Consider the following 25,731-nt stretch of genomic DNA (forward strand, 5'->3'; position numbering starts at 1 on the left):
AATGATAGCGTACTTTAGCAACTTGACGTAACTGGATACGCTGACCATATTTATAAAAATAGTAATTCATGAATATATTATGTCGATTTCGAAAAAACTAATTTGGGCGTTATTGGCAACATTGTCAGTACCTATTCTGATTATTGCCATCATTATGGTGACTCAAGCTAGGCAACAAGCATTTGATAACTTCTCATCTGCGAATACTCGCGAGGTTGAGCAGGTAGATAACGCCATCTCAATGTTTTTTTCTGAGATAAGTAAAGATGTTATGTACATCGCACAACATCCTGATGTAACAAAAGGTCACTCAGGCATTGCTACTTATATGTCGAGCAATTCTGAAAAAACAATGACGCCAGAGCAAAATGGCGCTATTGAGGCTAATATTTTTGATTTGTTTAATCAGTTTGGCTCTTCTCATCCAGGCATAGCTTATATTTATATGGGAAACCAACAGGGGGGTTACACCCAATGGCCAAAAGGTAGCGTAAGCGCAAATTATGACCCACGGCCCCGTCCTTGGTTTAAAACTGGCCTTGAAGCGAATTCAGAACCCGTCAGAACAAACGCTTATTATTGGGAGCCGGATGATGCGGTCATAGTTTCAACGGTAAAATCAATAAAAGACAGTAGTGGCCAACCTTTCGGTGTAACCGGGATGGATGTATCTCTAAAAGGGTTAACTGAGCTTATTCAGAACATAAAGTTGGGAGAATCTGGTTATTTGGTGTTAGTGGAGGACACAGGTACTATTTTGGTTGATGCAAAGCACCCAAAAAACAACTTTAAAGCTTTTTCTCAAGCGTCTAACAACTTATATCAATCCTTATCCACAAAATCGTCAGGGCAGTCTGAAATTGATATCGGTGGTGATACGTATATTGCAAATATTTATACATCACCGACATTAAAGTGGAAGTTTGTCGGTTTGCTTAAAAAGAGTGAAGTAATGGCATCTGCGAATGCGATGACGTGGATTATTGTAGTCGTCAGTATTGTATTGCTATTGTTGCTTTCACCTTTAAGCGTGTATTTGGCGAGGTTAATTTCAAACCCAATTATTGAGGTAACCGATGGCCTTGAGCAAATATCTCAAGGAGAGGGCGATTTGAGCCAAAGGCTGAAAATTCGCAGTAATGATGAAACCGGTAAGCTGGCAAATAGCTTCAATCAGTTTTTAGGTTCAATAGCGGCATTAGTCAATGAAATAAACGATAGCTCAGGTAGCATTAATCAGTCTTCAGACAAAACCAAAGCACTTTCGCAAAACTTAAGCAATTCAATTCAAATGCAGCAAATGGCTTTAGAGCAGGCTGCAACGGCAATCAATGAAATGGCCGCTACGGCGAATGAAGTGGCGGCAAGTTGTGCAAATGCTGCCGATTCAGCTAATCAAACCAAAGATGCTGCCACAGACGGTAAAATTGTCATCGAGAAAACGGTAGACAGTGTGCAGAGCTTAAGCCGAACGCTGAGTGATTCAGCGGCAAATATTGAGCAATTAGATAATGAAAGTGAAAGCATTACCTCTATTTTAGATGTGATCCGTGGTATTGCAGAGCAAACTAATTTACTCGCCCTGAATGCAGCCATTGAAGCTGCGAGAGCGGGAGAGCAGGGCCGAGGTTTTGCAGTGGTTGCTGATGAGGTAAGAGCCTTGTCGGTAAGAACATCAGAATCAACAGAAGAAATCTCTACTCAGCTTTCTAAGCTTCGCCAGATGACACAAGGCATTTCACAAGAAATGAAGTCGAGTTTGCAGACTTCTAGTCAGACAGTAGATTACACACAAGAAGCACAACAGGCATTCAATTCAATTACCGACTCAGTTGATTTGATCAGTGATATGAATTCGCAGATTGCGACTGCAGCCGAAGAGCAGCAGCATGTAGCTGAAGATATAAATCGTAATGTGGTCGATATAAAAACAGTAGCAGATGAAGTGGCAGAAGTGTCGGTGGTTGCTGAGGGGAATGCACAGAACTTATCTGAATTGGCTGCAAGGCTGAATGCCCTAGTTGGTCGATTTAAGACATAGCCGTTAAACAACTCAAAAGTAAAATGTAAAGGGGGTTTACAGCTTGTTTAGGCTATTTACCTTCTGATGGCGTATTTGTTTCTACGATATCATCAATAGTGAGTTCGTTATGGGCAAAGGCATAAAGTAACTCATAACTCAGTGGTTTTCTGGTTTTACCTCTTAACTCAGTCACAGTTTGCAGTTGCGTTTTTTCATCGCAAGTAATGAGCCCCATTGCCCAATCTCCGAAGTTTCGCTTATCGATAGGGTTGTGTATCAGGGCTTCAATATTGTGATGTCTGGGATCTGATTTTATCAGTTCAAACAGTGCGAGCACTTTTTTTTCTTGGCCCTCTAACACTTGCATAAAATGTTTTCCATCATAGAGCAGCATACCTGTGATTTTTTTAATATGATTTCGCTGCTCGCATTCGTGCCTGAGAACTTCTAACTCTGTCCAAGAAAAAGGTTCTGACGCTGTACTGGTATAAATAAATTCGATAAGCATCTGAGTTAAGTTGTATGTTTACTTGCTATAAAATATAGAAGGTTTGATGCAGAAATAACAATTAAAATGCTGTTACTTTGTCAGTCAGCTTCAGTATTTTGACAAACAGAGAAAAGGCGTTTGATGTTAAGACCAAGACTAGCACGAGTAAGCCCTAGTCTTGTTGTCACTTAGTAGGTTAACTAAAGCAAAGATTTTAGAATTAAGAAATCATTGCTTACTTGAAGTACATAATTGTTAGCAGCTTTGATTAAGGGCTGACTTTGCTGAGGTAAAAGTTCATGGATGGCTTTTTGAAAATCCACTGAGCGGCGATCCCCACGCATATGCGCGAGTGCCAGCGCTTCACCACAGCTCAGTGCATACTGAATAACACCGCCTTTTTCGGCTGCTCTTTTACCTAACATAAAGTGCTCAGAATCAATGCCTACGCGGGCGTGATGGCGTGAGCGAAGTAACCAATGTTTGTCTTGCCAAATTGCATCATCGAGAATTAGGTCGGGTCGGCGCTGCATTTTTCTTTGACAATTTACTGTTAAATGCGCCGCAGAGAGTCGGTTGTTTACTGATACCTTAGAGAAGTACTTTATGGGCGCAGCTTCTCTTTGCTGTTTTATTTCAACAATATGCGTTTTAGCTGCATCATGGGGCTGGCTCGGGCCCACTAAAACATAGTAGCGGCCTAAATTATTTGAGCCTGTGCCCGCGTTATGACGCATGACGATGTCGAGTATTTCATCATCCATAAAAGGCCTGAATTGCATGTACAGGTTCTCATAGATGTCATCAGGCAAAGGAATAAACTTGTCAGGGTTTTGTTTAAATCGCCATTGCACTAAATCAACTTCTTTAGCCAAGGTGCTTTTAGTCATAAAGGCTTCGCCACCGACTACTCTAGTGAGCGCTTTTTGCCAGCGCTTATACAAAATATGACCTTTTGAAAATTCAGTGAGTGCAGTTTGACTGTTGTTTTTCTGCTGTAATGAACGCTCACAAGTTTCGATATAGGCCGTTAAAAAAGCCTGCTGCGCTGAATGTATCTGCTGTTCATCAGCAAGAGGTTTTGCTTTGAATTTTTCACACTCAGACTCTGCCTGAATTTGAGCGGCCTCGGCATGCGCAAGTGGAAGGCTAACTAAAAATCGGAATAGATCCCAACTGGCATGACCAAAGCAGGCGTCATCGAAGTCATTAGGTGAAAACACCACAGTTTCACCGTGGGAGCCTTCTTCACTTAAAAAGCCAAAATTACTGGTATGACAATCGCCCATAATGGTTGTAAGAGGAAGGTTTGATAAAGCTTCTGGAAGCTGAATAATTTGGCTTGCGATATCTCGGTACATCAACGGCGCTGAGCCGCGTAAAAACTGGAATGGGCTATTTACCATTTTTTGGTGTTTTGAGAGTTCAGAAGAAGGCGCGCACCCATCATGCTCTTTGAAATATTGAACCAGCGTTTCTTGTCTTTCCACGAGTATTCCTTTGATATATCTTTACTCGCTTTTTTAGTTCTTGCGAGCAGTACTTAATCTTCATTGTAACCATAAATACTTTGCTCGCAATGGTGTCTTTATTGCTTTATATCTCAACACAACGCCGGAACTTAGCGAAGATGAGTCGCTACCTCTGCTAGCACAGCTGAGAGCACAGGGTCGTTGCCTTGCTGATATTCTAGCCATGAAGTTTCAACGACTACATCGGGGTAGACAGCATCTGTATCGTCAAAAAGAAACGGGTAATAGCGTTTTGATACACTCAGTTTTCTTTTCGAGTTTGGCAAAACAAAGCGATGGCTTTCTGAGAATTGGTTTGGATCACCGCCAGTTGGTGTGCCAAAAATTCGCGCATTGAGAATTTGTTTAAACTGTACGGTGTTACTCATTGCTGCAGAGAATGTGTGCTCATCAGTGAGAACAAGCACACCTGTTTTCCAATCAAATTGATCCATAGGTAACAGACAAGATGAAAAAGCCAACCCTGTGTAAAAACTGCCCCCGCCATTGCCTCTGAAATCGATTATCAGATACTTTGATTTCGCAGCCATTAATTGTTTTTGCAGTGCTTGGCACTCAGCAATGACCTGCTCAAAACTGGGGTAGGCGTTAAAATCAAAGTAAGCGACTTTGTGCTCTTTTAACAAGCTGAGAGTTATCCCCGGCATGGCAATATCTAGTTTATTTAATTTATCGGTGTGATTTTTAAAAGCGGAACTGAGTTTGGCAAATTCACTCATCGCAACTGGGGTTATTTGTTCGCTAAGCGTATTGCCCTCAAGCTCAAATACAAACTGTGCCGCAGCATTCTCTTTTACAAGACCCAGACCCAATAACAGCTTATGTAGGGTTAAATAAAATTCGAAGCGGGCTTTGGCGCTAAATTGGTTATCGACGCCAGGCAATATAGGTGTGATTAACTCAAAGAGTGCCTCAACGGTTAAGCCATTGATGGTTTTAAGTTCGGCACCGATAAGGTGCTGATATGGCTTAGTTGCATCAATGACTCGTAATTTTTTATCAAAAAATTTGTACCTAAGCGGAAAATGCTGGTGGGGCCCTGACATCATAAAATAGTTAGTGTGCCCGTCACCAATGGCACCAGTTATCGCCATTAGCCGCGCTTCTACTTGAGGCTCACTGAGTAGTGGTAAATCTTGTTTTAGCTCTTTTAAAAGTTTAACGAAGTCACTCTCTGCAAGCGTATGAAACGGTTCAATGTGCTTGGTTCTGACTTGGTTTTCATAAAAGTTAATGTCTTCTAGCCAAGCTTGTTGTTGCTCAGTCGAAAGGGTGTTCGCATAGGTGGCAAAGCTACATAAGGCGATAACGAGTAATTTCAAAACGAATTTCATGCGTGAGTGCCCTTAGCATACTGTGAAGGTGAGAGGCCAAATTGCTTAATAAAAGCACGGCGAAAACTGTCGTAATTGTTAAAGCCTAATTTTTGCGAGATAAATTGCAGGCTGATGTTTTCTTCACACAATAGATCTCTGGCATGATTAAGTTTGAGTACCCGAAAATAATGACTCGGCGTGCAGTTAAGGTGTTGTTTAAATAGTCGTGTGAGTTGTCGCTCACTCAAACTGCAAAACTCTGCCATACGAGTAACGGTGACAGATTTGTCTAATTGTGTACTTAACCAATCAATTAATGGCGAGAGCTTTAAACTTGCACCAGACTGTAGTTCTAAAATATCTGAATATTGCTGCTGTGAGCCTGCTCGTTGTAGATAAACCACCAAGTCTTTAGCAACTTTGGCAGCCATGCTATTGCCATAGTCTTCGCGAATAATTGCCAATGCTAAGTCAACACCAGAAAGCACCCCTGCGGATGACCAGATATTTTCATCGCGAATAAAGAGCGGCTCAGGCGTGACGGTTTTATTTGGGTTCTGCTTAGCTAAGCTCTCACAATGACGCCAATGTGTTGTAATCGTCAGGGCTTTCTCGTCAAAGAGTTTGGCGAGAATAAACGCCCCGGTGCAAATGCTAAAGACGCGTTTTGCTTTTTTTGCTATGTCAGAAAGCGCTTTGAGCTGCTTTGTAGTTAGTTGCAAGGTACGCATGCCTGTGCCTCCACAAATGATCAAATCGTCATACTCAAAGTCATCGTTCAGACAGTAATCGACAGACACGCTTTGTCCGTAAGCGGTTTGTACAGGCTGTTTACTGATCCCTAATAGCTTGCACTGGTAGGCTTTGGCTTTAATGCTGTTAGTTTCCATAAAGGCATCAAGCGGGCCAAATAGGTCAAGAGCTTGAAAGCCATCGGCGATGAAATAGACTTGTTTGATGGTCATATAAGTTGTTCTATAAAATTAGACTCTTTGATTAAGCCTATATTAACGTGACTAAATATGTCGTTTAAAACACAAAAACGACAAAAAAAGACATTTTGTGAGTGTGAACGCCAAAGCAAATACGTTTTCTGCAGGAATATCAGAGCGAGTTGGTCTTTGTTGTCTTTTCGTTTTAATCAAAAAAGTGCCCCGACGGGCGGGGCGATTGGGGAAGTTATATTTCAATATTAGTATATGGTTATATATTTTCAGGTTGATTAAGAGTAAACCACATAAAAACAGGGTTAAGTATTACGAACAATAACAGTGTAGATATTTTGGTATTAGCAACAAGGTATTGTTTAATGTTACTTAAAGGTAAAGTGTTTCTGTTTTGGAAATTGTCTATTCAATTTATTTACAGTGGAAATTTTTGTACTAACCTCAGTCTATAAGGGAAATTTATTACTGAGTTAAACCATGAAAAAACTGACTTTATACACACTTTGTTTTTGTACTTTTCCTGCGCTAGCAGATACATCTGTTACAGTAACCGGTGTGTCTGATTATTTGTTTAATGGGGTAAGCCAAACTCAAGAAGACCCAGCCATTCAGGCAAGCTTTGATTGGGCGGGAGGTACCGGGTGGTATGCAGGTGTCTGGGGTTCAAATGTTGATTTTGGCGAAGATACCAACATCGAGTTTGATGGTTATGTAGGTTACTACACGGCTCTGAATGATGTGCTTAATTTAGATGTAGGTATCGCGCAGTACACCTACCACGGTGCTGATGTGAGCTCTAGCTATAACTATGCAGAAGCCTATGCAAAGTTTAATTACGGTAACACTAACCTTAACTTTTGGTATGCGTGGGACTACTTTGGTACTGGAGCGGGTCATAGCATTGTGATGCTGACTCATAACTTCCCTATTAACGAGTCATTCTCGGTTGATGTAGGTATCGATTACTCCATGAGTATGGATGATGATAAATGGACTTGGGAGGGTAAAGACGATGACTACATTCATTGGCGAGTGACGGGGAATTACTCAATCAGCGGCTGGGACTTATCTTTGGGTTATGAAGACACCGATCTCGACACCTATGGCGATTCGACAATCTTGTTTACCGTAGGTAAAACCTTTAGCTTATAAACACCTTCTATATTTCTCTGAACGGCCATTTCCATAATTCATTCAGGAAATGGCAATTCTCGATTTTCTTCCTATGCTTAACATTAGTCATGAACTTGAAACATAAGTTTTTCATACTCTTATTTTTACCTAAGGTGTTATTTGATGAAGTTAAAAAGGTGCTGTATTGCTCTGTTGTTTGCTTCGACCTACGCTATTGGCTCTGAGCAATCGCTCACCATCTATACAGAAGAATTTCCACCTTATAACTTTCTAGAAAAAGGCGTTGTCGTTGGCGTGAATGCCGATATTGTGGCTATGGCTTGCAAAATGGCAAATATAACATGCACGTTTGCACTATACCCTTGGAAGCGCGCGATGACACTGAGTTTAAAAGACGCTCGTAGTGGTCTAATATCGACTTCAAGGCTGCCAAGTAGAGAGCAGACATTTCAGTGGGTTGGGCCGCTTATTTCAAGCCCTGGGTGCTTTTATAAGCTTACTGAACGTGATGATATTCAAATAAATAACAACGAAGAGTTGGCAAATTACACGGTTGCTTTGCATAAAGGCGATGCATATGAAGAAGTGCTCAAGCAGTGGGGGTTTAAAGAGCACATAAATTACATTCCTTTTTCTGAAAAGTTTGCAGAAATAAAAGCCTTTACGGAGGGCAAACTCGATTTGTTTATTGCCTCAGCGAATAGTCTAAAGTTCCACATTCAGAATTATCGACTTCGACCAGAGCAGGTTGTACCAGCCTACTTTATAGATGATCCTCGGCTGGGTGGAAATTACTTGGCCCTGAATAAGAGGGTGCCTCAAACGTTGGTTACTCAACTACAGAGTGCAATTGACGAAATTTATTCAAAAGGCTTGGACTTACCCATCAAAGAACGCTACCTAGAAACCATCACACAAATTTCAGAGCAAGAGCTCTCGCTAGAAGCCCGTTGCACCCACCAATAATATGCATTCGATGAATAGCCGCTATTAGCTTAAGAGATTGTGAATTTTTAATTTTAACTGCTTAAGTAAGTATTACCTTGTCTTAAATTGGAATCATAAATGTCTGTTTTTACGACCCCCGATCTGTACGACGAATACGGCGATACTTTACAAGTTATGGATCATGGCTTGTCACACTTTGGTAAATCACGCTATATGAAAGGCCAAGCCGTGATTATCCGCTGCCCAGAAGATAACAGTCTAGTTAGCGAGTTTTTACGACAACCTGGCGAAAATAAGGTGTTAATCGTTGATGCTCAAGGGTCTAAATCATACGCTTTTCTTGGTGATAATCTGGCTATATCAGCCATTAAAAACCAATGGTCAGGTATTATTGTAAACGGCTGTGTTCGCGATGTGGAAATATTAAAAACATTGCCATTTTGTGTCATGGCGCTAGGGCACGTACCGCGTAAAACTAAAAAGCAAGGCTTAGGCAGTATGCTAAGCTCGCTTACTTTATTCGGTGCAGAGGTGTCAGAAGGTGATTGGGTGTATGCAGATGAGAATGGTGTGGTGATCAGTAAAATGGAGGTTTAATAAGGGAGAGTTTTGGCTTGTTTGGCTGGATACAGTGAGCACAGTATAGGCGTTGATAAAACTCAACTCTGTATGAAATTTATAAGAGCTGTCCCATTGATTCTGAAAAAATACTATTTTGTATACTTAATTTCAGTTAAGAATTTGAAAGTATAGTGTTCTTTATGTAGTTGGCCCACTTTTTAGATACCGGTGAATCTTGGTAAGCGAGGTAAAATGTTGTTGGTTCAACATCACCTAGGATACTCAAGCGATTTTTAACTTTCGAATCAGAAACAAAATACTTTGGTAAAATAGCAATACCAAAGCCTGCTATAGTTGATTCCATCATGCCAAAACTATTAGTAATTAGTTGTTTATTCTGATGATGAGTAAATGTGTTCCCTTTCTTAGTAAAAATAGATTCCCAACTTTTACTTTTTGTCTTATTCCTTACAATTAATTTGTGTTCGTGTTTTACATCACTTGGCGTTTTTAAGTTATTGGTTTGTGCGTACTCTTTGGAGCAAATCACCATATTCTCTATGCTTAATAGCTTAAGATACTCTACTCCTTTTTCATCTTGATTATTTCTTATTGCAAAATCGAAGTGACTGTTTTGCAGCTGGATCACCTGATCATTTAGGTCTAAATCTAAAGTAACGCCATCTTTTTCGAATGTAGGTAAGAGTGGTGTAATTACCTTTACGCCAAAGTCGGTCGGCAAGCTTATTTTAAAGTGCTTCTTTTTATTATGGATTTGGACATCGTCAAGCAATACATTAAAGCTTTTTTCTAGGCGATTAAACTCATTAACCATTAACTCACCTTTACTGGTTAATGTTATTTTGCTTCCTTTTCCACGAGTAAAGACTTTAAAGCCTAATTTATCTTCCAGTTTTTGTATTTGGTAACTAAGTGCTGATTGCGTCAAGGCAATTTCATCTGCTGCTTTTGAAAAGCTGCCGTGTTTCGCTACTGCTGCCAAATAGGGAAGGTGGGTTAATACTTTAGCTAACATATAAAATAATTTAATAACTATAGAAAATTAATCAATTTTACTGGAGTTATGAATGAGTGGGAAGATGAATACTCCTTATTATCTAAGAAGTATTCGCTATGAAAATTGAACATATTGGTATCTGGGCCAAAAATTTAGAGCTGTTAAAAAGTTTCTACGTTGAGCATTTTAACGCTATTGCTAACGCCAAATATTACAATCGTAAAAAGCAGTTCTCATCATATTTCTTGTCGTTTGCAAATGGCGCCAGACTAGAGATTATGCACTCACAAAATAGTCGCAATGCTAACGGTTCGTTACATATAGCTATTTCTGTGGGCTCAACTTCAGCTGTCGATGAATTTTATGAATATGCGTTACTTAAGGGAATTAACGTGCTTAACCAACCAAGAGAAACAGGAGATGGGTATTACGAGTTTATTCTAGAAGATCCGGAAAAGAACCAGATAGAAGTTACGGTATAAGGAGCTGAAATATGAAGTTTATTTCAAAACAGGTTGTACCTGTAGCACTCGTTTTTATTTTCAATGGTTTGCTTTTCGGTGCATGGGCTTCTCGAGTGCCGTTTATCAAGGAGTCATTTGGTTTTTCTGAAATGCAGTTGTCTGCGCTATTGCTCTTATTAGCGTTTGGCGCAATATCCTCATTCGCGGTAGCTGGAAGCATGGCTGATAAAGTGGGGGCGTCCAAACTATCATTTTGGCTTTGCATACTGTACCCATTTCCTTTTGCTCTGATTAGCTTGAGTGAAAATATTCTGTTGTTAGCAATTTCATTATTCTCGTTTGGTTGGGTTCACGGCGCAATGGATGTAGCAATGAATTCATGGGGAACTAGCATTGAAAAGCAGAGCAAAAAAATACTGATGCCATTTTTTCACGCAATGTTTAGTTTCGGAGCTGGATTGGGGGCTGCAAGTGGCGTTTTAGCGGCAACTTACCATACAGCACTATTTGCTCATTTCATAATTGTTAGCTTTTTAGTTATTCCAATATGTTGGTGGCTTGGAAAACATAAATATTTATCTACTGATGATGGGGAGAATAAGGCAAAAAAAGCGAGTTTTTCGTTTCCAAAAGGCTCGCTACTTGTGGTTGCCATGGTTGCATTTTCTTGCGCATTAGGAGAGGGAGCTATGGCAGACTGGGCTTCAATTTATATGTCGAGCGAAATTAACAGCTCACACGCACAGGCGGCTTTAGCGTATACGGTTTTTTCAATTTTTATGGTGCTAACACGTTTAAGTGGACACAAAATTATTGAAATTTTTGGTATTGTTAACACGGTTAGGCTTTGTTCAATTAGTAGTATGCTTGGTGCATTGTTATTGGTTGTAATTAATAACACTTATGTGAGTTTATTTGCGTTTTCGCTGTTAGGAATAGGCTACGCGATATTAATGCCATTGGCTTTTTCAAAAGCGGCTAAAATCAATGAAAATAATGCTGGAGCGGCGATTGCAAGTATCGCGATGTTTGCTTATGGCGGAATGTTATTGGGGCCAGTATTAATTGGCGTTTTAGCAGAGTTTCTATCATTAAAAACCGCATTTTATACTTTTGTAATCACGTCAATATTTGTCCTAATTTGTTCAAACTATTTTAAAGAAGGGCATGAGGTAGTTTAATTTTCAAAATTATTAAGAGACGGTGATTTTATTAGTACTCACCGTCTGCTTATGCACATATTTAGCTCTCAGAAAGCTACTCACAAATCAAATTGTCGATAGAAAACGCGCGCTTGGTATCTGAATCGCTTAAGAAGTCGGCAAAATTACACTGGTTAAAACGTTTTTGTTGCAATGCTGACATGAAGGCTTTATAGGATTTGATGTTACTGTGTTGAAAAATCGAATGCTCAACTCTTTCAGGTTGCCTTTTACCTTCAGATAACTCTTTGATCATAACCATGGCATAAGCGCCAAGCGTGACATGGCCACCAACAGAAACCGCTAATCTCCCTTCAGGAATATCGTCATCCCAGTTTATGCCGCCAATTCGAATTGTTGGTAGTAAGTTGTAACTCGCTACAGCGGAGGTTGCCCCACAGGCCATGGCATCATTGGCTGCCCAAATGATATCGACTTTTTGATGCTTCAAAATGCCTTTTACTTTTTCATAAGCTTTTTGTTTTGACCAGTGTGCAACTGTGCTATCAATTAAGTGCACTGCAGGGTGTGAATTCAAAAAGCTATTGAGTCCTTCAGCTCGGGCAACAGAAGCAGGAGAGGTTGTATCTCCATGTAGGGCGAGCACATTGACTTTGCTGTGTGTTGTTTTGTTTGTGACTAATGCATCATGGAGTTGTTCGGCTAAAGAAAAGCCTGCATCAAAGTTATTCGGGATCAAGCTGCCCGCATAATATTGCCTCTGCTCTGCTGAGATGGAGCTAAGCTCTTCATCTGAGAGATCATTTAGCAACATAAATACTGGAATTTTATGTTTGGTGATCTCTTTAACCAATTTGACCGCGACCCCTTTCTCATTGACCAAAACCGCATAATCTGGTTTTTTAGCTATCACATCCTTAGCAAATGACTTCATGAGAATATGATTACGATTGGCATAAATGGTGGTTAGGTTGATGTCTAAATCGTCAGCAGCTTCTTGCATGAAATAGTTCACGTTAGGCCAAAAGTAACCCGTGGGATTATTTGAGGGATGGCCTGGATTTAAAAACATCACGTTGAGAGGGCGCAACTCACTGGCAATGGCTTGGGCATTTAAAATAAAGGTGATAATACAAAAACAAAAAAATCTGATCATAAATTTGTGTTGCCCAAAACAGAAATACAACTATAAAGCTGACAATGAATTAATTAAACACAGGATTAGATAGAATGTAAAATTAACTCAGCCTTAATCTTGGTACTTTTTATGTTGTTCTTTTACCATGCCAATGGCGAGGTTTAGTTTATTAATAAAGTCGCTCTTGTAGGGAAAGTTACCATGAGGGCTGTTACTAAAGCCGATATGGGCAGTCTGTCGGCTGAGCTCGTCTTCTTCATTAAAATTACTTATATCCATTTCAGGGAATTTTGCTAAGTTGTGCTCTATTGCGCGACTATCATTTACATAACAATCGATTTTGCCATCAATCAGCTTGTGTAAATTGGCATAAGTACTTTTGTTTTCCCAGACCTTAATTTTTTCTTCGGCAATGAGTTTTTTATATTTATCAGTAAACATAAGGTAGCCTGCGTTTATACCAATATTAAGTGGTTTGCTTTGCAGCACGTTTTTGCCTTGAAAAAGCGACTTTAGCGAAATGTGCTTGTTACAAACAGCAACAACTCGTTCGGTTAACAATGACACTGAATAAGGGCCAATATAAGGTCTAGCCTGTCGATGGATATAAGGGGGGAGAATTGCAAAAGCATGGCCTAGTTCTATTTCTTTTAGGGCGCGTTTCCATGGCATTGATTCAAACTCAATGTGGTATTCATCGTTAAGTAATGTTCCAGCTTTTCGGATCATTTCAATATAAATGCCACGAGGCGCACCGTTAACGGCATAACTGTAGGGCGGGTAGGCTTCATCAACTATGATTTTTACCTTAATTGGTGAGTCTGACGCTATAAGTTGTAGTGGCGTAAAACAAACCGTTAAAGCCAGCGCTGATAGAAAGAAAAGCTTATTCATCTAAAAACTTCACATAGTCATATCTAAAGCCCACCGAAATAGAATCAAACCCTGTGTTATTAGCATAGTCTTTTGTTAAATACTCTAAATGAAAGCGTAGTTTGTCGGCCGGTAGCCACTCTAGCGTCACGTTATAACCGTCAAAACCATTGCCACTGCTATCTAGGCCGTCGTCGAAATCAAAGTATCCGATCTTAAGTTTATAGTGCTTGGTAATTGGATAGCCCATAGAAATGTCGAATGTTGAGCCATCTCGGTCATTACTTGTGATGCGATCGTAACTTTTATCTTGATAACCAACAGCAATATAGAGGTCTGATGGGAAAGTATAAGCTCCAGAGAAAGCTAAAATACGGTTCTCACCTAAGTGTGTTTCGCCGTCATACACTTGGTTGTTTTGATAAGTAATCGCCAAGTGTAGGTTATCGACATCGTAACTTAGGCCTGTGTTAAATAAATCTGAGTAATTATCGCCATTTTCACCATCGTATTGTGCGCCTGCCTTAAAGGTAAAATCACCGAATTGTTTTGAGTAGGTGAGAAAGTTGTTTACGAAGAAAATGCTCTCGGGGTCGTAGGCAAACGGGCTACTAGCATGATTAAAAATATCAATATACTCAGCAATATATAAGTATTGTGCGGGGCGTTGTTTACCTATGCCTACTTCACCAAGGGGCGTGTCGAGTGCAACATACACTTGCCTTGCTTTACCAAAATCGCCGTTGTTAGATAAATCTATGCCCCATTCACCATGTAGTGTGGCTTTAAATTCACTCGAGAATTTGTGGGTAGATTTAATGCCCATGTGCGACAACGCATCTCTGACGTCAGTGGTGCTCTCACCTGCATTATCAATGTAACCATAAGTTGGTCTAATGGTGGCGTAAAACTTTAGGTCTTTGTCAGACTTAGCCTTACTCGTTTTATCCATACTCGGTTTTGGCGCTGACTTTTTAGCTACCGGGTGATTTGCTTGGGCTTTTTCAAGTGCTTCTATTTTTTGCTGCAATAATCTTAATTGCGCTTTTAGCAAGGCTATTTCGTCTTGCGTATTTGAAGTTGCTGATACGTTTACTGCATAGATAAGACTTAACAAGGCGGCGACATAAGCGATGCTTCTCATAAGAATTCTCTGCAAAAGTGCGTGTTTTTTTCAGTATAGTTTATATTTACACAATGCTGACGGCTTTCTTGCATAATTCAAATAAGGCTGAGAAATGAAGATTAGATCTAAGTTTTCGGTGGTATCTGGGGTTGTAGTATTTGTGGTAATTTCGCTCTTGGCGCTTTCAACATATATTTTGGTTGAGAATAGCTTAAAGCAAAAAACACAAGCCTATGTGGTCGATAATACCGCTTTACTCAGTAGTAGTATCAGTAATTGGATGGCAGGAAAAGCCGCGCAAATTCGCATTCTTAAGCATCAGCTTGAAGGCGACTTTTCAAAAGACAATTTTCAGAAATCCCTCGAAAATAATGCCCTAAGAAATGAATTTTTATTGGTGTTTGGTACCTTGGCAGATGAACGAGGACTTCGCTCTAATAACAAAAATCGCGTAAACCCACCTGAAATCGACTTTAGAGAGCGCGCTTGGTACCAGCAAGCTAAAAATACTCAAGGAATTGTGTTTACACCGCCTTATGTTGATGCGGCTACAAAAGAACTTCTGGTTTCTATTGTTACTTCAGTAAATAGCGCTGGTTTTAAAGGGGCGATAGGCGGCGATTTATCTTTGCAAACCATCGCAGATAGTGTGAATACCATTAATTTCAACAATACCGGCTTTGCGTTTATTGTTGACGGACAAGGCACGATTATTACTCACCCTAATGCCAGTTTAAATGGTAAGTCTAGCCAAGAAGTGTACGAACTAGGTCCAAATAGGCAAGGTGAAATTTTAGAGTTGAGTCATCAAGGCGAAGATAAGCTGGCTTACTTTTTTCCGCTTGATGACAGTGCAGGGGTTGATTGGTATTTGGCTGTGTTGCTAGATAAGTCTTTGGTTTATGAGTCTTTGTCTACTTTTACCAGTCGCACATTTATTTTTGCGGTATTTAGCATTGCGCTGTGTGTATTTTTATTAAGAAAACTTGCTAAACACCTGCTGAGCCCACTCGATACATTAGAAAGTGCAATTGGCCAAATCGCCAGTGGCGGTGGTGATTTGACTCGTCGTTTAAATGTGCAAAGTGAAGATGAGTGCGGGGTTGTGGCTAATAACTTCAATCAGTTTTTATCTTATTTGCAACAGTTGGTGTCAGACATTAAGCACAAAGCTGAGAACATCACCTCAGAAAGCAACCATGCTTCGCAGTTGTCAATGCAGTCATCTGAGTCTCTCAATCAGCAATACTTGTCGATAGATAATTTAGCGACAGCAATGAATGAAATGAGTACCACATCGTCAGATATTGCTGCTAGCGCTCAAGATGCAGCGACTTCTGTGACCGCAGTTAATAAGACAGCAGATGAGAACAAACAGGTCTTTGCAAAAACAACTCAAGATATTGTGCAGTTGTCGGCGTCTATTAGTTCGGCTCAGCAGCTCAGTAGTGAACTGGCCTCTTACAGCAATAACATTGAGCAAATTCTTTCTGTTATTAACGGCATTGCAGAGCAAACAAACCTGTTAGCACTTAATGCGGCAATTGAAGCTGCGCGAGCGGGTGAGCAAGGTCGCGGTTTTGCCGTTGTGGCCGATGAAGTGCGAACATTAGCATCAAGAACGCAAGAATCGACCACTGAAATTAAATCTATGATAGAGCAAATTCAGCACTATTCTTCGCAAGTGCAAACGGCGATGGATGAAAGTAAAGACAAAGCAAATCGTTGTGTTGAACATACACAAATAGCCAGTGATTCTTTAGAGAGCATATCGAACGAAGTGAAAGAAATAATGGACCGTAATATTCAAATTGCCGCGGCCATTGAGGAGCAAAGTGTGGTGATTGAAGATATTAATAAAAACACCATTAGTATTCGTGATATCAGCCAGCAAGTAGACAGCTTTGCGCACGAACAGATCACCGCCAATGAACAACTTCTGGGAGACGTGAAGTCGCAGCAAAACTTGTTGAATAAGTTTATTGTTTAAAGAGGTTTTCGGCTGATACCAACCCTCTAGAATTGGTATTATTCATCGCTCAGCCATTTATACATAATGAGACTATCAACATAACCTAACTTCGGGTGATTATAGGCTTTTGGAATTGTGCCAATAACCTCATAGCCGAGCTTTTGCCAAAGCGATACCGCAACGGTATTAGTTGAGACCACAGAATTAAACTGCATGGCCTTAAAACCAAGCGCTTGGGCGATTTCTTGAGAGTGCTCACAAAGTTGTCTGGCAATGCCTTTTCCCGCTGCAAGAGGTGAGACCATATAGCCGCAGTTACAAATATGTGAGCTTGGCCCCATGGCATTGGCTTTTAAATAATAACTCGCTAGTACTTGTCCTTGCTCTTCGTAAACGAAACATTTTAGCGGCGCTTCACACCATAGTGAATATGCGCTCGACTCGTTCATGTCTGGTTCAAAGGCATAGGTTTCTTGGGCTTGAATGATACGCTGAAAAGTTGACCAAAATGCAGAAAAATCTGCCCGTGTCATTGCTCTTATCATATTGACCTCAGATGTTAATTATTTGCATATCGCGCTAAAAACATAGTAATTGTTTGTTCGATAATATGTTTTTGCTGTGTCGGAGTCGGTTTTTCGAATCCATATAAGTGCGGATAAAAAATAAACGACTTAAGCTGGAAAAGAAACTGTTTTGCTGCAAATTCAATGTCATCTATGTCTAACTCGTTTGCATCGGCGGCATCTTTTAAGAAGGTCTCAATAAATGTCATGCAGCCCACTTTGTTGCTACCAAGTTGTGAGGCTAATTCTGGATCTTTTAGCATCTGCATAAAGGCAATTTTTGCAATGCGCAAAAAATTGTCTGAAGTCAGTAGCTGTACTTCTTGCTCTGCAATGAGCTGTAATTGCGCATGCAAGGGTTTGCTTTGGTCAAAAACCACCGCTTCTGTCGCCATTAATTCGTCTTTCATTTTGAATAAAATCGCGTGAAACAGCTGATCTTTAGTATCGAAATGATTATAAACCGTGCGTTTAGATACTTTGGCAAGCTTGGCTATGTCGTCCATGCTGGTGGCATCGACGCCTTGCTCATAAAACAATTGTTCTGCGGCAGTTAAAATGTGCAATTTCTTTTGATCAGATAACTTCATAATTTTCCTCTCGATAACCGCCATATTCTAAATCCAAATTAAAAAAGTTGCACTCAGTAGTTTACTTTTTATGTTTTTAGTGAAAAACTACACCGTGTAGTTTACTTTCGTCTGGTGCATTATGAAAATGAGTAATACCAACATGCTTAATTAAGTGAACTATTTTGAGGCGAGAAAAACTTGGCGATAGCAAGGCAAAAATTTTGTTATTTAGTTCTTCTAAATTAGAAATTTTTAACGCAGCAAGCGTCAGTTTTAGTCCCTCAAATCGGATAGGTATTATTGCGTGTTGGTATGTTTGGTTAGGTGTAGGTTTTATTGCTTTAACAGTGGGAGCATGTTCAGTGAATAATCAATTAGCAACACAAGATTCAACTTTGTCGCAAGGGTCGAGCCATTATCATAATGGTAAGTTTCATAACGACGACATTATGGAAGCGAATGGCTTTGGCAAAATGCTAGGGTTAATCGGTCGTTATATCACTGAAGAGAAAAAACATGCAGTGCCAGACCAGCTATTGCCTATGAAAGCCTTGAGTACTGAACAGTTACAGGCACTTTCAGATGATCAAATCTATATGGTCAAGCTAGGGCACTCGTCAATATTGCTTAAAGTTTATGGTGAATTTTGGTTGCTTGATCCGGTATTTTCAGAGCGTGCGTCGCCATTTAGTTTTTTGGGTCCTAAGCGTTTTCAGCAAACGCCTATCAGCATTGATGAGTTACCAGAGATAGATAAAGTACTTATTTCACATAACCATTACGATCACTTAGATAAAGCGAGCGTTAAGAAGCTGGCCGATAAAACCAAGCAGTTTTTAGTGCCTCTAGGGGTTGAAGCCGACTTGTCGCGCTGGGGTGTTGAGACGTCAAAAGTGTTGTCATTTGATTGGTGGCAAGAACTACAAACTGATAATGCACTGGTCGCTTTTACCCCAACTAAGCACTTTTCTGGTCGCGCTTTATCGGATGGCAATAAAAGCTTGTGGGGTTCTTGGGTGATCAAAGGCACCAAAGAAAGCATCTATTTCAGCGGTGATTCTGGCTACTTTGATGGCTTTAAGAAAATTGGTGAGAAATACGGCCCATTCGACTTAACTTTCATTGAAACAGGCGCATATGATAAAGATTGGGCCGATATTCATATGACACCAGAGCAAAGCTTACAAGCACACCTTGATTTACAAGGTAAAGTGATGGTGCCGGTGCATAATGGCACATTTGATTTAGCATTTCATGCATGGTTCGAACCATTGGAGCGCGTGTCAAAAGCGGCAGATGAGCATCATGCTGTAATTAGAACACCAATAACCGGAGAAATTTTCAATTCAGAAAAGCAATTTGTACAAACATATTGGTGGAAGCCACTCCTGCCTAGTTTGTAACTAAAATTTAACAATGTTGATTGTGTCAAATTTATTAAATTAAATAATTGAATCTAATGAATAAAATACTTAAATGTAAAGTTATAGGTACGAATTTAAAGATGAGAAAGTTTAAATTTATGTAAATAAAATGTGATCTTTAAGATTCCTTGCGCTATGGTTTGAGTGATTTTTAATCAAACAACAAAGTAAAAGGAATCATTATGCGTAAATTATCGACTCTAGCATTTGCTATCGGTGCAATTGTATCTGGTCAAGCTTTAGCTCAAGCAGAGCTTAAACAAGTTTCTGCAAGTAAAGCTATTCCAAATCAATACATTGTAGTATTTAAAACGCCGTCTGTTTTAAATATTCAAAGCGCTGATGCAGTAGCAAGTTATGCTGAGCAAGCCAGCCAAACACTCGTTAATAAATATAACGTAGATGTATCACGCAAGTTTGCTGGTTCTTTAAATGGTGTGGTTGTGAATGCATCTGCAAACCAAGTTCAAGACTTACTAAACAACCCTGATGTTGACTATATCGAGCAAGATCAGATTGTGAGTGTGTCTCCTCTAGCAGCAACCAATGTTGATCAAGGGAATGCAATTTGGGGTTTAGACCGTGTTGACCAACGTTCACTGCCACTTAACTCAAACTATCATTATGACTATGACGGTGCGGGTGTAACAGCTTATGTTATCGATACTGGTGTGCTTATTTCTCACAATGAATTTGGTGGTCGAGCATCACATGGTTACGACTTCGTTGATAACGATGCAGATGCAACAGACTGTAACGGTCATGGTACTCACGTAGCGGGTACAATTGGTGGTAGCCAGTACGGTGTTGCGAAGAATGTAAATATCGTTGGTATCAAAGTGCTAGGGTGTTCTGGTTCAGGTACTAACTCGGGCGTTATTGCAGGTGTTGATTGGGTGAAAAACAATGCGTCTGGCCCGTCTGTTGCGAATATGAGTTTAGGTGGTGGCGTTTCACAAGCACTTGATGATGCAGTTAACTCCGCAGTTGCTGCAGGCGTAACCTTTGTTGTCGCAGCTGGTAATGACAACTCAAATGCATGTAACTACTCACCAGCACGTGCTGCTGATGCTATTACAGTTGGTTCAACAACGAGCAGTGACAGTCGTTCAAGCTTCTCTAACTATGGTAGTTGCTTAGATATTTACGCGCCGGGTTCAAGCATCAAGTCAGCTTGGTACAACTCTAACACGTCAACTAATACCATCAGTGGTACATCAATGGCTGCACCGCATGTTGCTGGTGTTGCAGCACTTTATCTAGATGAAGATAGTACGCGTTCGCCTGCGCAAATTGATTCTCTTTTAAGTAACCGTAGTTCGAAAAATAAAGTGAGTGACGCAAAATCAGGTTCACCAAACGAGCTTCTTTACAGCCTAGCTGGCGATGGCGGGCCAATTGACCCAATCGACCCTGATCCTGTTTTACAGGATGGTGTAGCAGTGAAAGTTTCCGGTGCGACAAACTCTGAAAGCTTCTTCACATTTGAAGTGCCAGCAAATACGGCTGGTGTGACATTCAATATGTCTGGTGGTACGGGTGATGCAGACCTTTATGTTCAACAAGGTACTAAGCCTACACAATCATCATATAGCTGTCGTCCATACAAAAACGGTAACGAAGAAACCTGTACTTTCAATAACCCAGCTGCTGGTACGTGGCATGTAATGGTTCGTGGTTATAGTGCGTATTCTAGTGTATCGCTGGTAGCACAAACTTCAACGGGTGGTGGCTGTGGCGCCAATTGCCTTGATAATGGTGTACCAGTAACGGGTCTTTCTGGATCACGTAACTCTGAGATTGTCTACACGATTGATGTACCTGCAGGTGTTACACTAAATGTAAATACATCAGGTGGTTCTGGTGATGTAGACCTTTATGTTCGTAAAGGAGTTGCACCAACAACTGGTTCATATGACTGTCGCCCTTACCTAAGTGGTAACAATGAGAGCTGTAGCTTGAGCTCTGGTACAGGTGGTACTTACTACATCATGCTTCGTGGTTATAGCGCTTATAGTGGTTTGACGCTTCAAGCTAGCTACTAAGTTTAAACGTTTTAAATCCAATTAATTAAGTCGTTAAGTAAAGCGCATAAAGCAATCTGTTTTATGCGCTTTTTATTCTTTTAATCCTTTCAGATAAAAATCTGCGTAAAACTCAAATTATTTCTCTGTTTTAGTTAAAATGTTAACAATATGTATTGCTTCGGCTTCATATTTCTACCTTAATTCCATATTACTCTTGCTTTGATAGGGCAAGATCGCCTGAATTTTAGTGAATTAATATTTTTAAAAATTTAAACACAGATTGGAAAACAGCGTGCGTGTGAAAGATCCCTGGGATAACCAATTAACTAAACCACTTTTGACTTTATTTTTAATTATTTCTGTTTGTGGTTTTATCTTAAATAGCTTTTATCAAATCCAGCAGACACGGTCTTTTAGTGAAGGCGTTCGTGAGCAAGTCAAAACCCAGACTTTAAATGCCGCGGCAGAAGTGGGTAGTGAACTAGAAAAAATCATGACAAGTGTTGATAGGTTTGCCCGTGAAGTCACGGCAACGCCAGATAAAACATTTGTGTTAAAGCTGTTAGAAGATGAGTTTGCCGTCAATGAAGATATTTATTCTTTGAATGTGACCTTTCACCCTTATCAATACCAGCCTAATATCCGATATTTTAGCCCCTATTATGAAAGGTTAACGGGGGTCGAGCGTAAATATAACTTGGTTGATTATGACAAGCCTTATAAAGAATTTAGCTGGTATCACAGGCCGTTAAAAGAGGGACCTATCTGGACTGAACCTTATTACGAGCCGCAAAACAATGTGTTGATGACGACTTACTCGGTGCCTTTTTATCAATATAAAAACGCCAAGCGAGAAGGGAAAATGCCAATAGGAGTGGTTCCTTCTGATATATCGTTGGATCATTTAACTGCTTCACTCAAAGAGCTTGATTTGGGTTTAGGTGGTTATGGTATTTTATTTTCTAAGCAACAAAACCTAATCTCTCACCCTGTATTTAGCCATGTCAGAGAAATGGAAAACTTACAAGACTTAGTGTCAGAAACTGAGTTTGCTTATCTCTCTAAAATATCAGGGTGTTTTGAAAGCGATTTAGATTACTTGTTTTTTAATGGTGAAACCCTTGATAACAGCGAGCATTATGCCGCTTGTACTAAAGTGCCACACACAAATTGGACATTGATCACCCGGATGTCTTCTGACATGTTTTACATGGACAGAGACGATCGTCGTCAAAATAATATTCATATTATTGCTTGGGGCGCAGCTTCATTTATCTTTCTTATTTTATTGATGACGAAGCAAAGAAAACTGACTTGGACACAAAACAATGTGCTGTTGTCAGTGACACTAATACTGAGTACATCACTTGTACTTGAGTTTGCCAGGAGTTTTAAAACCCTTGAACGCGCTGATAATGTCGTGATCACAACACAAGCACAAAGAGAGGCGTTTTCAACGAGCTACAGTGACAGGATGGAAACAATGCATGTTGCGCAGCCTGAGTATGTAGCAACGGGTTTGTATGTTGAGTCACTTGAGTTTGTAAATGCCAATAACGTGCATTTGACAGGCCATGCTTGGCAAAAGCTAACGGCTTTTCAGAAAGCCTTTATTGAGCCTAAGTTGGCTTTTAATCATACTGTAAACAGTAAAATTGAACAGGCCTATCGGCAGGATTTAAAAGATGGCGGTGTGTTAGTTGGCTGGCATTTCTCTATCGAAACTAGGCAGCAGTTTGATTACAGTAAATACCCGTTTGATCATAAGAGCATAGAACTGAGTTTTAATGAAGCTGATATGGGCGGCAATGTTATTTTAGTGCCGGATCTTGAGTCGTATGAAAAACTGTCAAAAATGGATAACCCAGCTGTATCTCCCGATATTGTGCTTGATGAGTGGCAGTTAAAGAGCAGTTACTTCAAGTATCGATTTGAAAGTTATAATACTAATTTTGGTTTAGATAGCTTTTATAACCAAAATGTCGCGCCTGAGCTTAACTATAACATTAACATTGAGCGTGAATTTATCGGCCCATTTGTGACGACGCTTTTGCCTGTAATGGTCATGGTATGCCTGTTATATGCGTGTGTTGTGAGTATGAAGTACACACCTTATGGTGACTTGCGTAATAATATAACCGCAGTAGTTTTTACGATTTTACTTGCCCATTATAGTATCCGAGAGCACTTACAAATCGATGAGGTCGTCTATTTTGAGATCTTTTACTTCTTACTTTATTTGGTATCGTCATTGTTTATGCTGATAGCACATCAATATTATAAAGCGAAAGAAGAAACTGGAGACGGGCGAGTATACAAACGCTTAGCCAATATTTGGTTCTGGCCTGTGATGACAATCTCAATTTTCATTATCACTATACTGACCTATTATTAAAGTTCTAAGTACAAAAAAGGCGACCATGTATCCTCATGGTCGCCTTTGCTAGCAGTTGTTAAGAATAAAATTAGTTAGCTGTAGCCGTTAAGCTTACGCCACTATAAGCGCTATAGCCTCTAAGCATAACGTGGTATCTACCTGCCCCCGAGCTCACTGCACAAGTTTCTTCATTGCCCCAGCGATAAGGTCGGCAATCATAAGTTGTTCGAGTAGGTTCGCTGCCCTTACGGACATATAAGTCAACGTCACCTGAACCGCCTGTTATCACAATGGTTGCACCTGACATACCTGCTGGCACATCAAAGTAGAAGAATTGTTCATTGTTTCTATCACCACTTAACCCAGTCTTAGCTACGCCATCTTTAAGCAGTTTAGGGTCAGTACCATCGTCGACAGCGAGTGTGTAAGTTTTGCTTGCAGTTGCGCCTGTTTCATCAGTGATGGTGAGCGTAGCCGAGTACTCACCAGCTACAGCGTATGTATGACTTACACTCGTGCCAAAGCCGTTGGCTGAGCCATCACCGTATTGCCACTCGTATTGTGTAATTGCACCATTTGGTGAAGTAGAGCGGCTGCCATCAAAACTACAGCTCATTAAGTTACAGTTGATATCGAAGTCAGCGATTGGTTGTGGGTCAACTGTGCCATTATCACCAGAAGGTACTTGGCCATTGAAATGACTCGAAACCTGAGGCCAAATTAAACTGATTTTTGCGCCCTTGTTAGTACATCCACCTAAATGATGAAGAGCGATAACATTGTTTGTTGCTGCAGCAAGTACCGGAGAGCCAGAAGAGCCGCCAATCGTATCGCAGTAGTAGCCTAAGTCAGTACCTGTGCCACGGCCATTGGCGTTTGCATTGTTTACAGAGCAAAGACCATTGCTGTCTCTGTCAGATTCAATCGACAGCTCCTTTGGATTACCAGAACCATGCTGAGGAATGTAAATGCGCTCACCTTGTGTTGCGTCACGTACATCTAGACCAAAATAACCAAATGGTGCCGCTTTAGCGAAATCATTAATGGTAAATAACGTATAGTCGAGGGTGTAATCGGTCTTTAATAGATCTTTACCTGTGACTTTTACAACACTCTCTAGCGTATTTCCGTCACAACTTGTGTGTTGATAGTTAAACCAGACTTCTGTATTTGCAAGTTCAGACGCCGATTCAACACAGTGGTTATTGGTGAACATGCGGTTATCACTGCCAACTCGCCAGCCAGTACATAAGCCACTGCCGTTCATAAGTAATCGAGTAACTGGTCGAGAGCGTTCAAACTCTGTTGGATTTGAAGTAGCCCAACACTGCACGTCTCTGCGTTCCATTGCACCACAAGTAGAGGCAATGCCAACATCGGTTTCAATAGATTGTGCAAAGTCGTTCTCTGTGCCATGGAAGTAACTATCGATTTCAGCATCTGCCAGTGAGATTTGGCTTTGTGCTGCGAAGGTATTGTTAATTTGACCTGGCGTGTATTCAACAATCACCTTGTCTGCTGAGACTGACATAGCATAAAACGATGAAACCCCATCATCGCCCTGCGCTTTTGTTGCGGTGCTCATGTTGAACTCAGTGTACTCATAACGCTCGCTACCATCCTCAGAGCGCACGACTAGTTTGCCGCCATTCTGTAAGTTGATATTTTTAAAGTGCAGCTTGATGTAACTGGCATTTGGGTGTGAAACCGTTTGCGTAATGACCGTTTGATTCACAGCATTTGCAGTTGCGAACTGACTGTTAAGCGGCAGGTTAAGCTGTGCAGATTTACCTATTGTGGTTTTTTGCGCTTGAGATGTGTATTTCATCATTTGTGCTTCTGTCAGTGGCGCTTGAGCTGCTACAGACAGTGAAACCGCACTTAACAGCGGTAAGATGTGGCGTGCTTTCATTATCATATCCTTACAATTACTTGTTTATGGTTTTGGGAACCGAGAATAAAAGTAGCGCATATTAATTGTTATGTAAAATAAATGTTAATTTTATTTTAACCTTAATTTTACATTGGATGGTAATTACGCAGCCGATTTTTTAAAATGT

At 40.4% G+C, this 25,731-nt stretch carries 21 protein-coding genes; 10 read left to right on the plus strand and 11 right to left on the minus strand.

All coding sequences use genetic code 11. From position 1 onward, the window contains the following. Positions 1–79 precede the first annotated feature (79 nt). Positions 80–2,041, plus strand: a complete 1,962-nt coding sequence (locus AC1HJP_RS01690) for a methyl-accepting chemotaxis protein (RefSeq protein WP_480359930.1) — start codon at positions 80–82, stop codon at positions 2,039–2,041. A gap of 52 nt (positions 2,042–2,093) precedes the next feature. Here AC1HJP_RS01690 and AC1HJP_RS01695 read toward each other — a convergent pair whose 3' ends face one another. The 4 genes from AC1HJP_RS01695 to AC1HJP_RS01710 all read right to left on the minus strand — a co-directional run bounded on the left by AC1HJP_RS01695 (position 2,094) and on the right by AC1HJP_RS01710 (position 6,326). Then, complete coding sequence (locus AC1HJP_RS01695) at positions 2,094–2,531, minus strand: BLUF domain-containing protein (RefSeq protein ID WP_480359932.1); 438 nt, start codon at positions 2,529–2,531, stop codon at positions 2,094–2,096. A gap of 182 nt (positions 2,532–2,713) precedes the next feature. Further along, positions 2,714–4,003, minus strand: a complete 1,290-nt coding sequence (locus tag AC1HJP_RS01700; RefSeq protein ID WP_480359933.1) for a DUF2252 family protein — start codon at positions 4,001–4,003, stop codon at positions 2,714–2,716. Positions 4,004–4,134: 131 nt separating this feature from the next. Continuing rightward, complete coding sequence (locus AC1HJP_RS01705; RefSeq protein ID WP_480359934.1) at positions 4,135–5,379, minus strand: peptidase S41; 1,245 nt, start codon at positions 5,377–5,379, stop codon at positions 4,135–4,137. Then, positions 5,376–6,326 (minus strand): GlxA family transcriptional regulator, encoded by a 951-nt coding sequence (locus AC1HJP_RS01710; RefSeq protein ID WP_480359935.1) that lies wholly within the window; start codon positions 6,324–6,326, stop codon positions 5,376–5,378. Before AC1HJP_RS01710 ends, AC1HJP_RS01705 begins: the two co-directional genes overlap by 4 nt. A 459-nt stretch (positions 6,327–6,785) precedes the next feature. Between AC1HJP_RS01710 and AC1HJP_RS01715 the strand changes: the two genes are divergently transcribed. The 3 genes from AC1HJP_RS01715 (at position 6,786) to rraA (ending at position 8,987) form a co-directional block, all read left to right on the plus strand. After that, positions 6,786–7,460, plus strand: coding sequence for a TorF family putative porin (locus tag AC1HJP_RS01715; RefSeq protein ID WP_480359937.1), 675 nt, complete (start codon positions 6,786–6,788; stop codon positions 7,458–7,460). A gap of 144 nt (positions 7,461–7,604) precedes the next feature. After that, positions 7,605–8,408, plus strand: a complete 804-nt coding sequence (locus tag AC1HJP_RS01720; RefSeq protein ID WP_480359939.1) for a substrate-binding periplasmic protein — start codon at positions 7,605–7,607, stop codon at positions 8,406–8,408. Positions 8,409–8,507: 99 nt separating this feature from the next. Further along, entirely contained in the window at positions 8,508–8,987 is a 480-nt protein-coding gene (rraA, locus tag AC1HJP_RS01725) for a ribonuclease E activity regulator RraA (protein ID WP_480359940.1), read from the plus strand. Positions 8,988–9,123: 136 nt separating this feature from the next. On the opposite strand, the gene AC1HJP_RS01730 is transcribed toward rraA, so the two are convergent. Then, on the minus strand, positions 9,124–9,987 hold the full coding sequence (locus AC1HJP_RS01730; protein WP_480359941.1) for a LysR family transcriptional regulator: 864 nt from the start codon (positions 9,985–9,987) through the stop codon (positions 9,124–9,126). A 98-nt stretch (positions 9,988–10,085) separates the two neighbouring features. On the opposite strand from AC1HJP_RS01730, the gene AC1HJP_RS01735 reads away from it, so the two are divergent. After that, positions 10,086–10,451, plus strand: a complete 366-nt coding sequence (locus AC1HJP_RS01735; protein ID WP_480359942.1) for a VOC family protein — start codon at positions 10,086–10,088, stop codon at positions 10,449–10,451. Positions 10,452–10,462: 11 nt separating this feature from the next. Further along, the gene (locus tag AC1HJP_RS01740) at positions 10,463–11,614 is read left to right on the plus strand and encodes an MFS transporter (RefSeq protein WP_480359944.1); all 1,152 of its coding nucleotides are present in this window, start codon (positions 10,463–10,465) and stop codon (positions 11,612–11,614) included. A gap of 76 nt (positions 11,615–11,690) precedes the next feature. On the opposite strand, the gene AC1HJP_RS01745 is transcribed toward AC1HJP_RS01740, so the two are convergent. From AC1HJP_RS01745 to AC1HJP_RS01755, 3 genes are all read right to left on the minus strand, one after another. Continuing rightward, positions 11,691–12,752 carry an ABC transporter substrate-binding protein gene (locus AC1HJP_RS01745; protein WP_480359945.1) on the minus strand — a complete coding sequence of 354 codons (1,062 nt, stop codon included), beginning with the start codon at positions 12,750–12,752 and terminating at the stop codon, positions 11,691–11,693. A 93-nt stretch (positions 12,753–12,845) separates the two neighbouring features. Further along, positions 12,846–13,628, minus strand: a complete 783-nt coding sequence (locus AC1HJP_RS01750; RefSeq protein ID WP_480359946.1) for a substrate-binding periplasmic protein — start codon at positions 13,626–13,628, stop codon at positions 12,846–12,848. Beyond that, positions 13,621–14,751: a porin gene (locus AC1HJP_RS01755; protein ID WP_480359947.1), complete on the minus strand. Its 1,131-nt coding sequence runs from the start codon at positions 14,749–14,751 to the stop codon at positions 13,621–13,623. Before AC1HJP_RS01755 ends, AC1HJP_RS01750 begins: the two co-directional genes overlap by 8 nt. A 94-nt stretch (positions 14,752–14,845) precedes the next feature. Here AC1HJP_RS01755 and AC1HJP_RS01760 point away from each other — a divergent pair, with 94 nt between their 5' ends. Further along, positions 14,846–16,723: a methyl-accepting chemotaxis protein gene (locus AC1HJP_RS01760; protein WP_480359948.1), complete on the plus strand. Its 1,878-nt coding sequence runs from the start codon at positions 14,846–14,848 to the stop codon at positions 16,721–16,723. 38 nt (positions 16,724–16,761) lie between these two features. Here AC1HJP_RS01760 and AC1HJP_RS01765 read toward each other — a convergent pair whose 3' ends face one another. Further along, positions 16,762–17,250 carry an N-acetyltransferase family protein gene (locus AC1HJP_RS01765; protein ID WP_480359949.1) on the minus strand — a complete coding sequence of 163 codons (489 nt, stop codon included), beginning with the start codon at positions 17,248–17,250 and terminating at the stop codon, positions 16,762–16,764. Between the two features lie 14 nt (positions 17,251–17,264). Beyond that, positions 17,265–17,861, minus strand: a complete 597-nt coding sequence (locus tag AC1HJP_RS01770; RefSeq protein ID WP_480359950.1) for a TetR/AcrR family transcriptional regulator — start codon at positions 17,859–17,861, stop codon at positions 17,265–17,267. Positions 17,862–18,205: 344 nt separating this feature from the next. On the opposite strand from AC1HJP_RS01770, the gene AC1HJP_RS01775 reads away from it, so the two are divergent. The 3 genes from AC1HJP_RS01775 to AC1HJP_RS01785 all read left to right on the plus strand — a co-directional run bounded on the left by AC1HJP_RS01775 (position 18,206) and on the right by AC1HJP_RS01785 (position 23,689). After that, entirely contained in the window at positions 18,206–19,246 is a 1,041-nt protein-coding gene (locus tag AC1HJP_RS01775) for an MBL fold metallo-hydrolase (RefSeq protein ID WP_480359951.1), read from the plus strand. Positions 19,247–19,449: 203 nt separating this feature from the next. Continuing rightward, entirely contained in the window at positions 19,450–21,312 is a 1,863-nt protein-coding gene (locus AC1HJP_RS01780) for a S8 family peptidase (protein WP_480359952.1), read from the plus strand. Positions 21,313–21,586: 274 nt separating this feature from the next. Beyond that, positions 21,587–23,689 (plus strand): PDC sensor domain-containing protein, encoded by a 2,103-nt coding sequence (locus tag AC1HJP_RS01785; RefSeq protein ID WP_480359954.1) that lies wholly within the window; start codon positions 21,587–21,589, stop codon positions 23,687–23,689. 70 nt (positions 23,690–23,759) lie between these two features. On the opposite strand, the gene AC1HJP_RS01790 is transcribed toward AC1HJP_RS01785, so the two are convergent. Next, positions 23,760–25,583 (minus strand): PKD domain-containing protein, encoded by a 1,824-nt coding sequence (locus AC1HJP_RS01790; RefSeq protein WP_480359955.1) that lies wholly within the window; start codon positions 25,581–25,583, stop codon positions 23,760–23,762. Positions 25,584–25,731: the final 148 nt, after the last annotated feature.

The sequence above is a fragment of the Pseudoalteromonas sp. NFXS53 genome, assembly GCF_056629255.1.

Excerpts from the sequence above, each read along its gene's own strand:
- AC1HJP_RS01690 (WP_480359930.1), top strand. The coding sequence starts at position 80 with ATGTCGATTTCGAAAAAACTAATTTGGGCGTTATTGGCAACATTGTCA.
- AC1HJP_RS01695 (WP_480359932.1), bottom strand. The coding sequence starts at position 2,531 with ATGCTTATCGAATTTATTTATACCAGTACAGCGTCAGAACCTTTTTCT.
- AC1HJP_RS01705 (WP_480359934.1), bottom strand. The coding sequence starts at position 5,379 with ATGAAATTCGTTTTGAAATTACTCGTTATCGCCTTATGTAGCTTTGCC.
- AC1HJP_RS01710 (WP_480359935.1), bottom strand. The coding sequence starts at position 6,326 with ATGACCATCAAACAAGTCTATTTCATCGCCGATGGCTTTCAAGCTCTT.
- AC1HJP_RS01715 (WP_480359937.1), top strand. The coding sequence starts at position 6,786 with ATGAAAAAACTGACTTTATACACACTTTGTTTTTGTACTTTTCCTGCG.
- AC1HJP_RS01720 (WP_480359939.1), top strand. The coding sequence starts at position 7,605 with ATGAAGTTAAAAAGGTGCTGTATTGCTCTGTTGTTTGCTTCGACCTAC.
- rraA (WP_480359940.1), top strand. The coding sequence starts at position 8,508 with ATGTCTGTTTTTACGACCCCCGATCTGTACGACGAATACGGCGATACT.
- AC1HJP_RS01730 (WP_480359941.1), bottom strand. The coding sequence starts at position 9,987 with ATGTTAGCTAAAGTATTAACCCACCTTCCCTATTTGGCAGCAGTAGCG.
- AC1HJP_RS01735 (WP_480359942.1), top strand. The coding sequence starts at position 10,086 with ATGAAAATTGAACATATTGGTATCTGGGCCAAAAATTTAGAGCTGTTA.
- AC1HJP_RS01740 (WP_480359944.1), top strand. The coding sequence starts at position 10,463 with ATGAAGTTTATTTCAAAACAGGTTGTACCTGTAGCACTCGTTTTTATT.
- AC1HJP_RS01745 (WP_480359945.1), bottom strand. The coding sequence starts at position 12,752 with ATGATCAGATTTTTTTGTTTTTGTATTATCACCTTTATTTTAAATGCC.
- AC1HJP_RS01750 (WP_480359946.1), bottom strand. The coding sequence starts at position 13,628 with ATGAATAAGCTTTTCTTTCTATCAGCGCTGGCTTTAACGGTTTGTTTT.
- AC1HJP_RS01755 (WP_480359947.1), bottom strand. The coding sequence starts at position 14,751 with ATGAGAAGCATCGCTTATGTCGCCGCCTTGTTAAGTCTTATCTATGCA.
- AC1HJP_RS01760 (WP_480359948.1), top strand. The coding sequence starts at position 14,846 with ATGAAGATTAGATCTAAGTTTTCGGTGGTATCTGGGGTTGTAGTATTT.
- AC1HJP_RS01765 (WP_480359949.1), bottom strand. The coding sequence starts at position 17,250 with ATGATAAGAGCAATGACACGGGCAGATTTTTCTGCATTTTGGTCAACT.
- AC1HJP_RS01770 (WP_480359950.1), bottom strand. The coding sequence starts at position 17,861 with ATGAAGTTATCTGATCAAAAGAAATTGCACATTTTAACTGCCGCAGAA.
- AC1HJP_RS01780 (WP_480359952.1), top strand. The coding sequence starts at position 19,450 with ATGCGTAAATTATCGACTCTAGCATTTGCTATCGGTGCAATTGTATCT.
- AC1HJP_RS01790 (WP_480359955.1), bottom strand. The coding sequence starts at position 25,583 with ATGAAAGCACGCCACATCTTACCGCTGTTAAGTGCGGTTTCACTGTCT.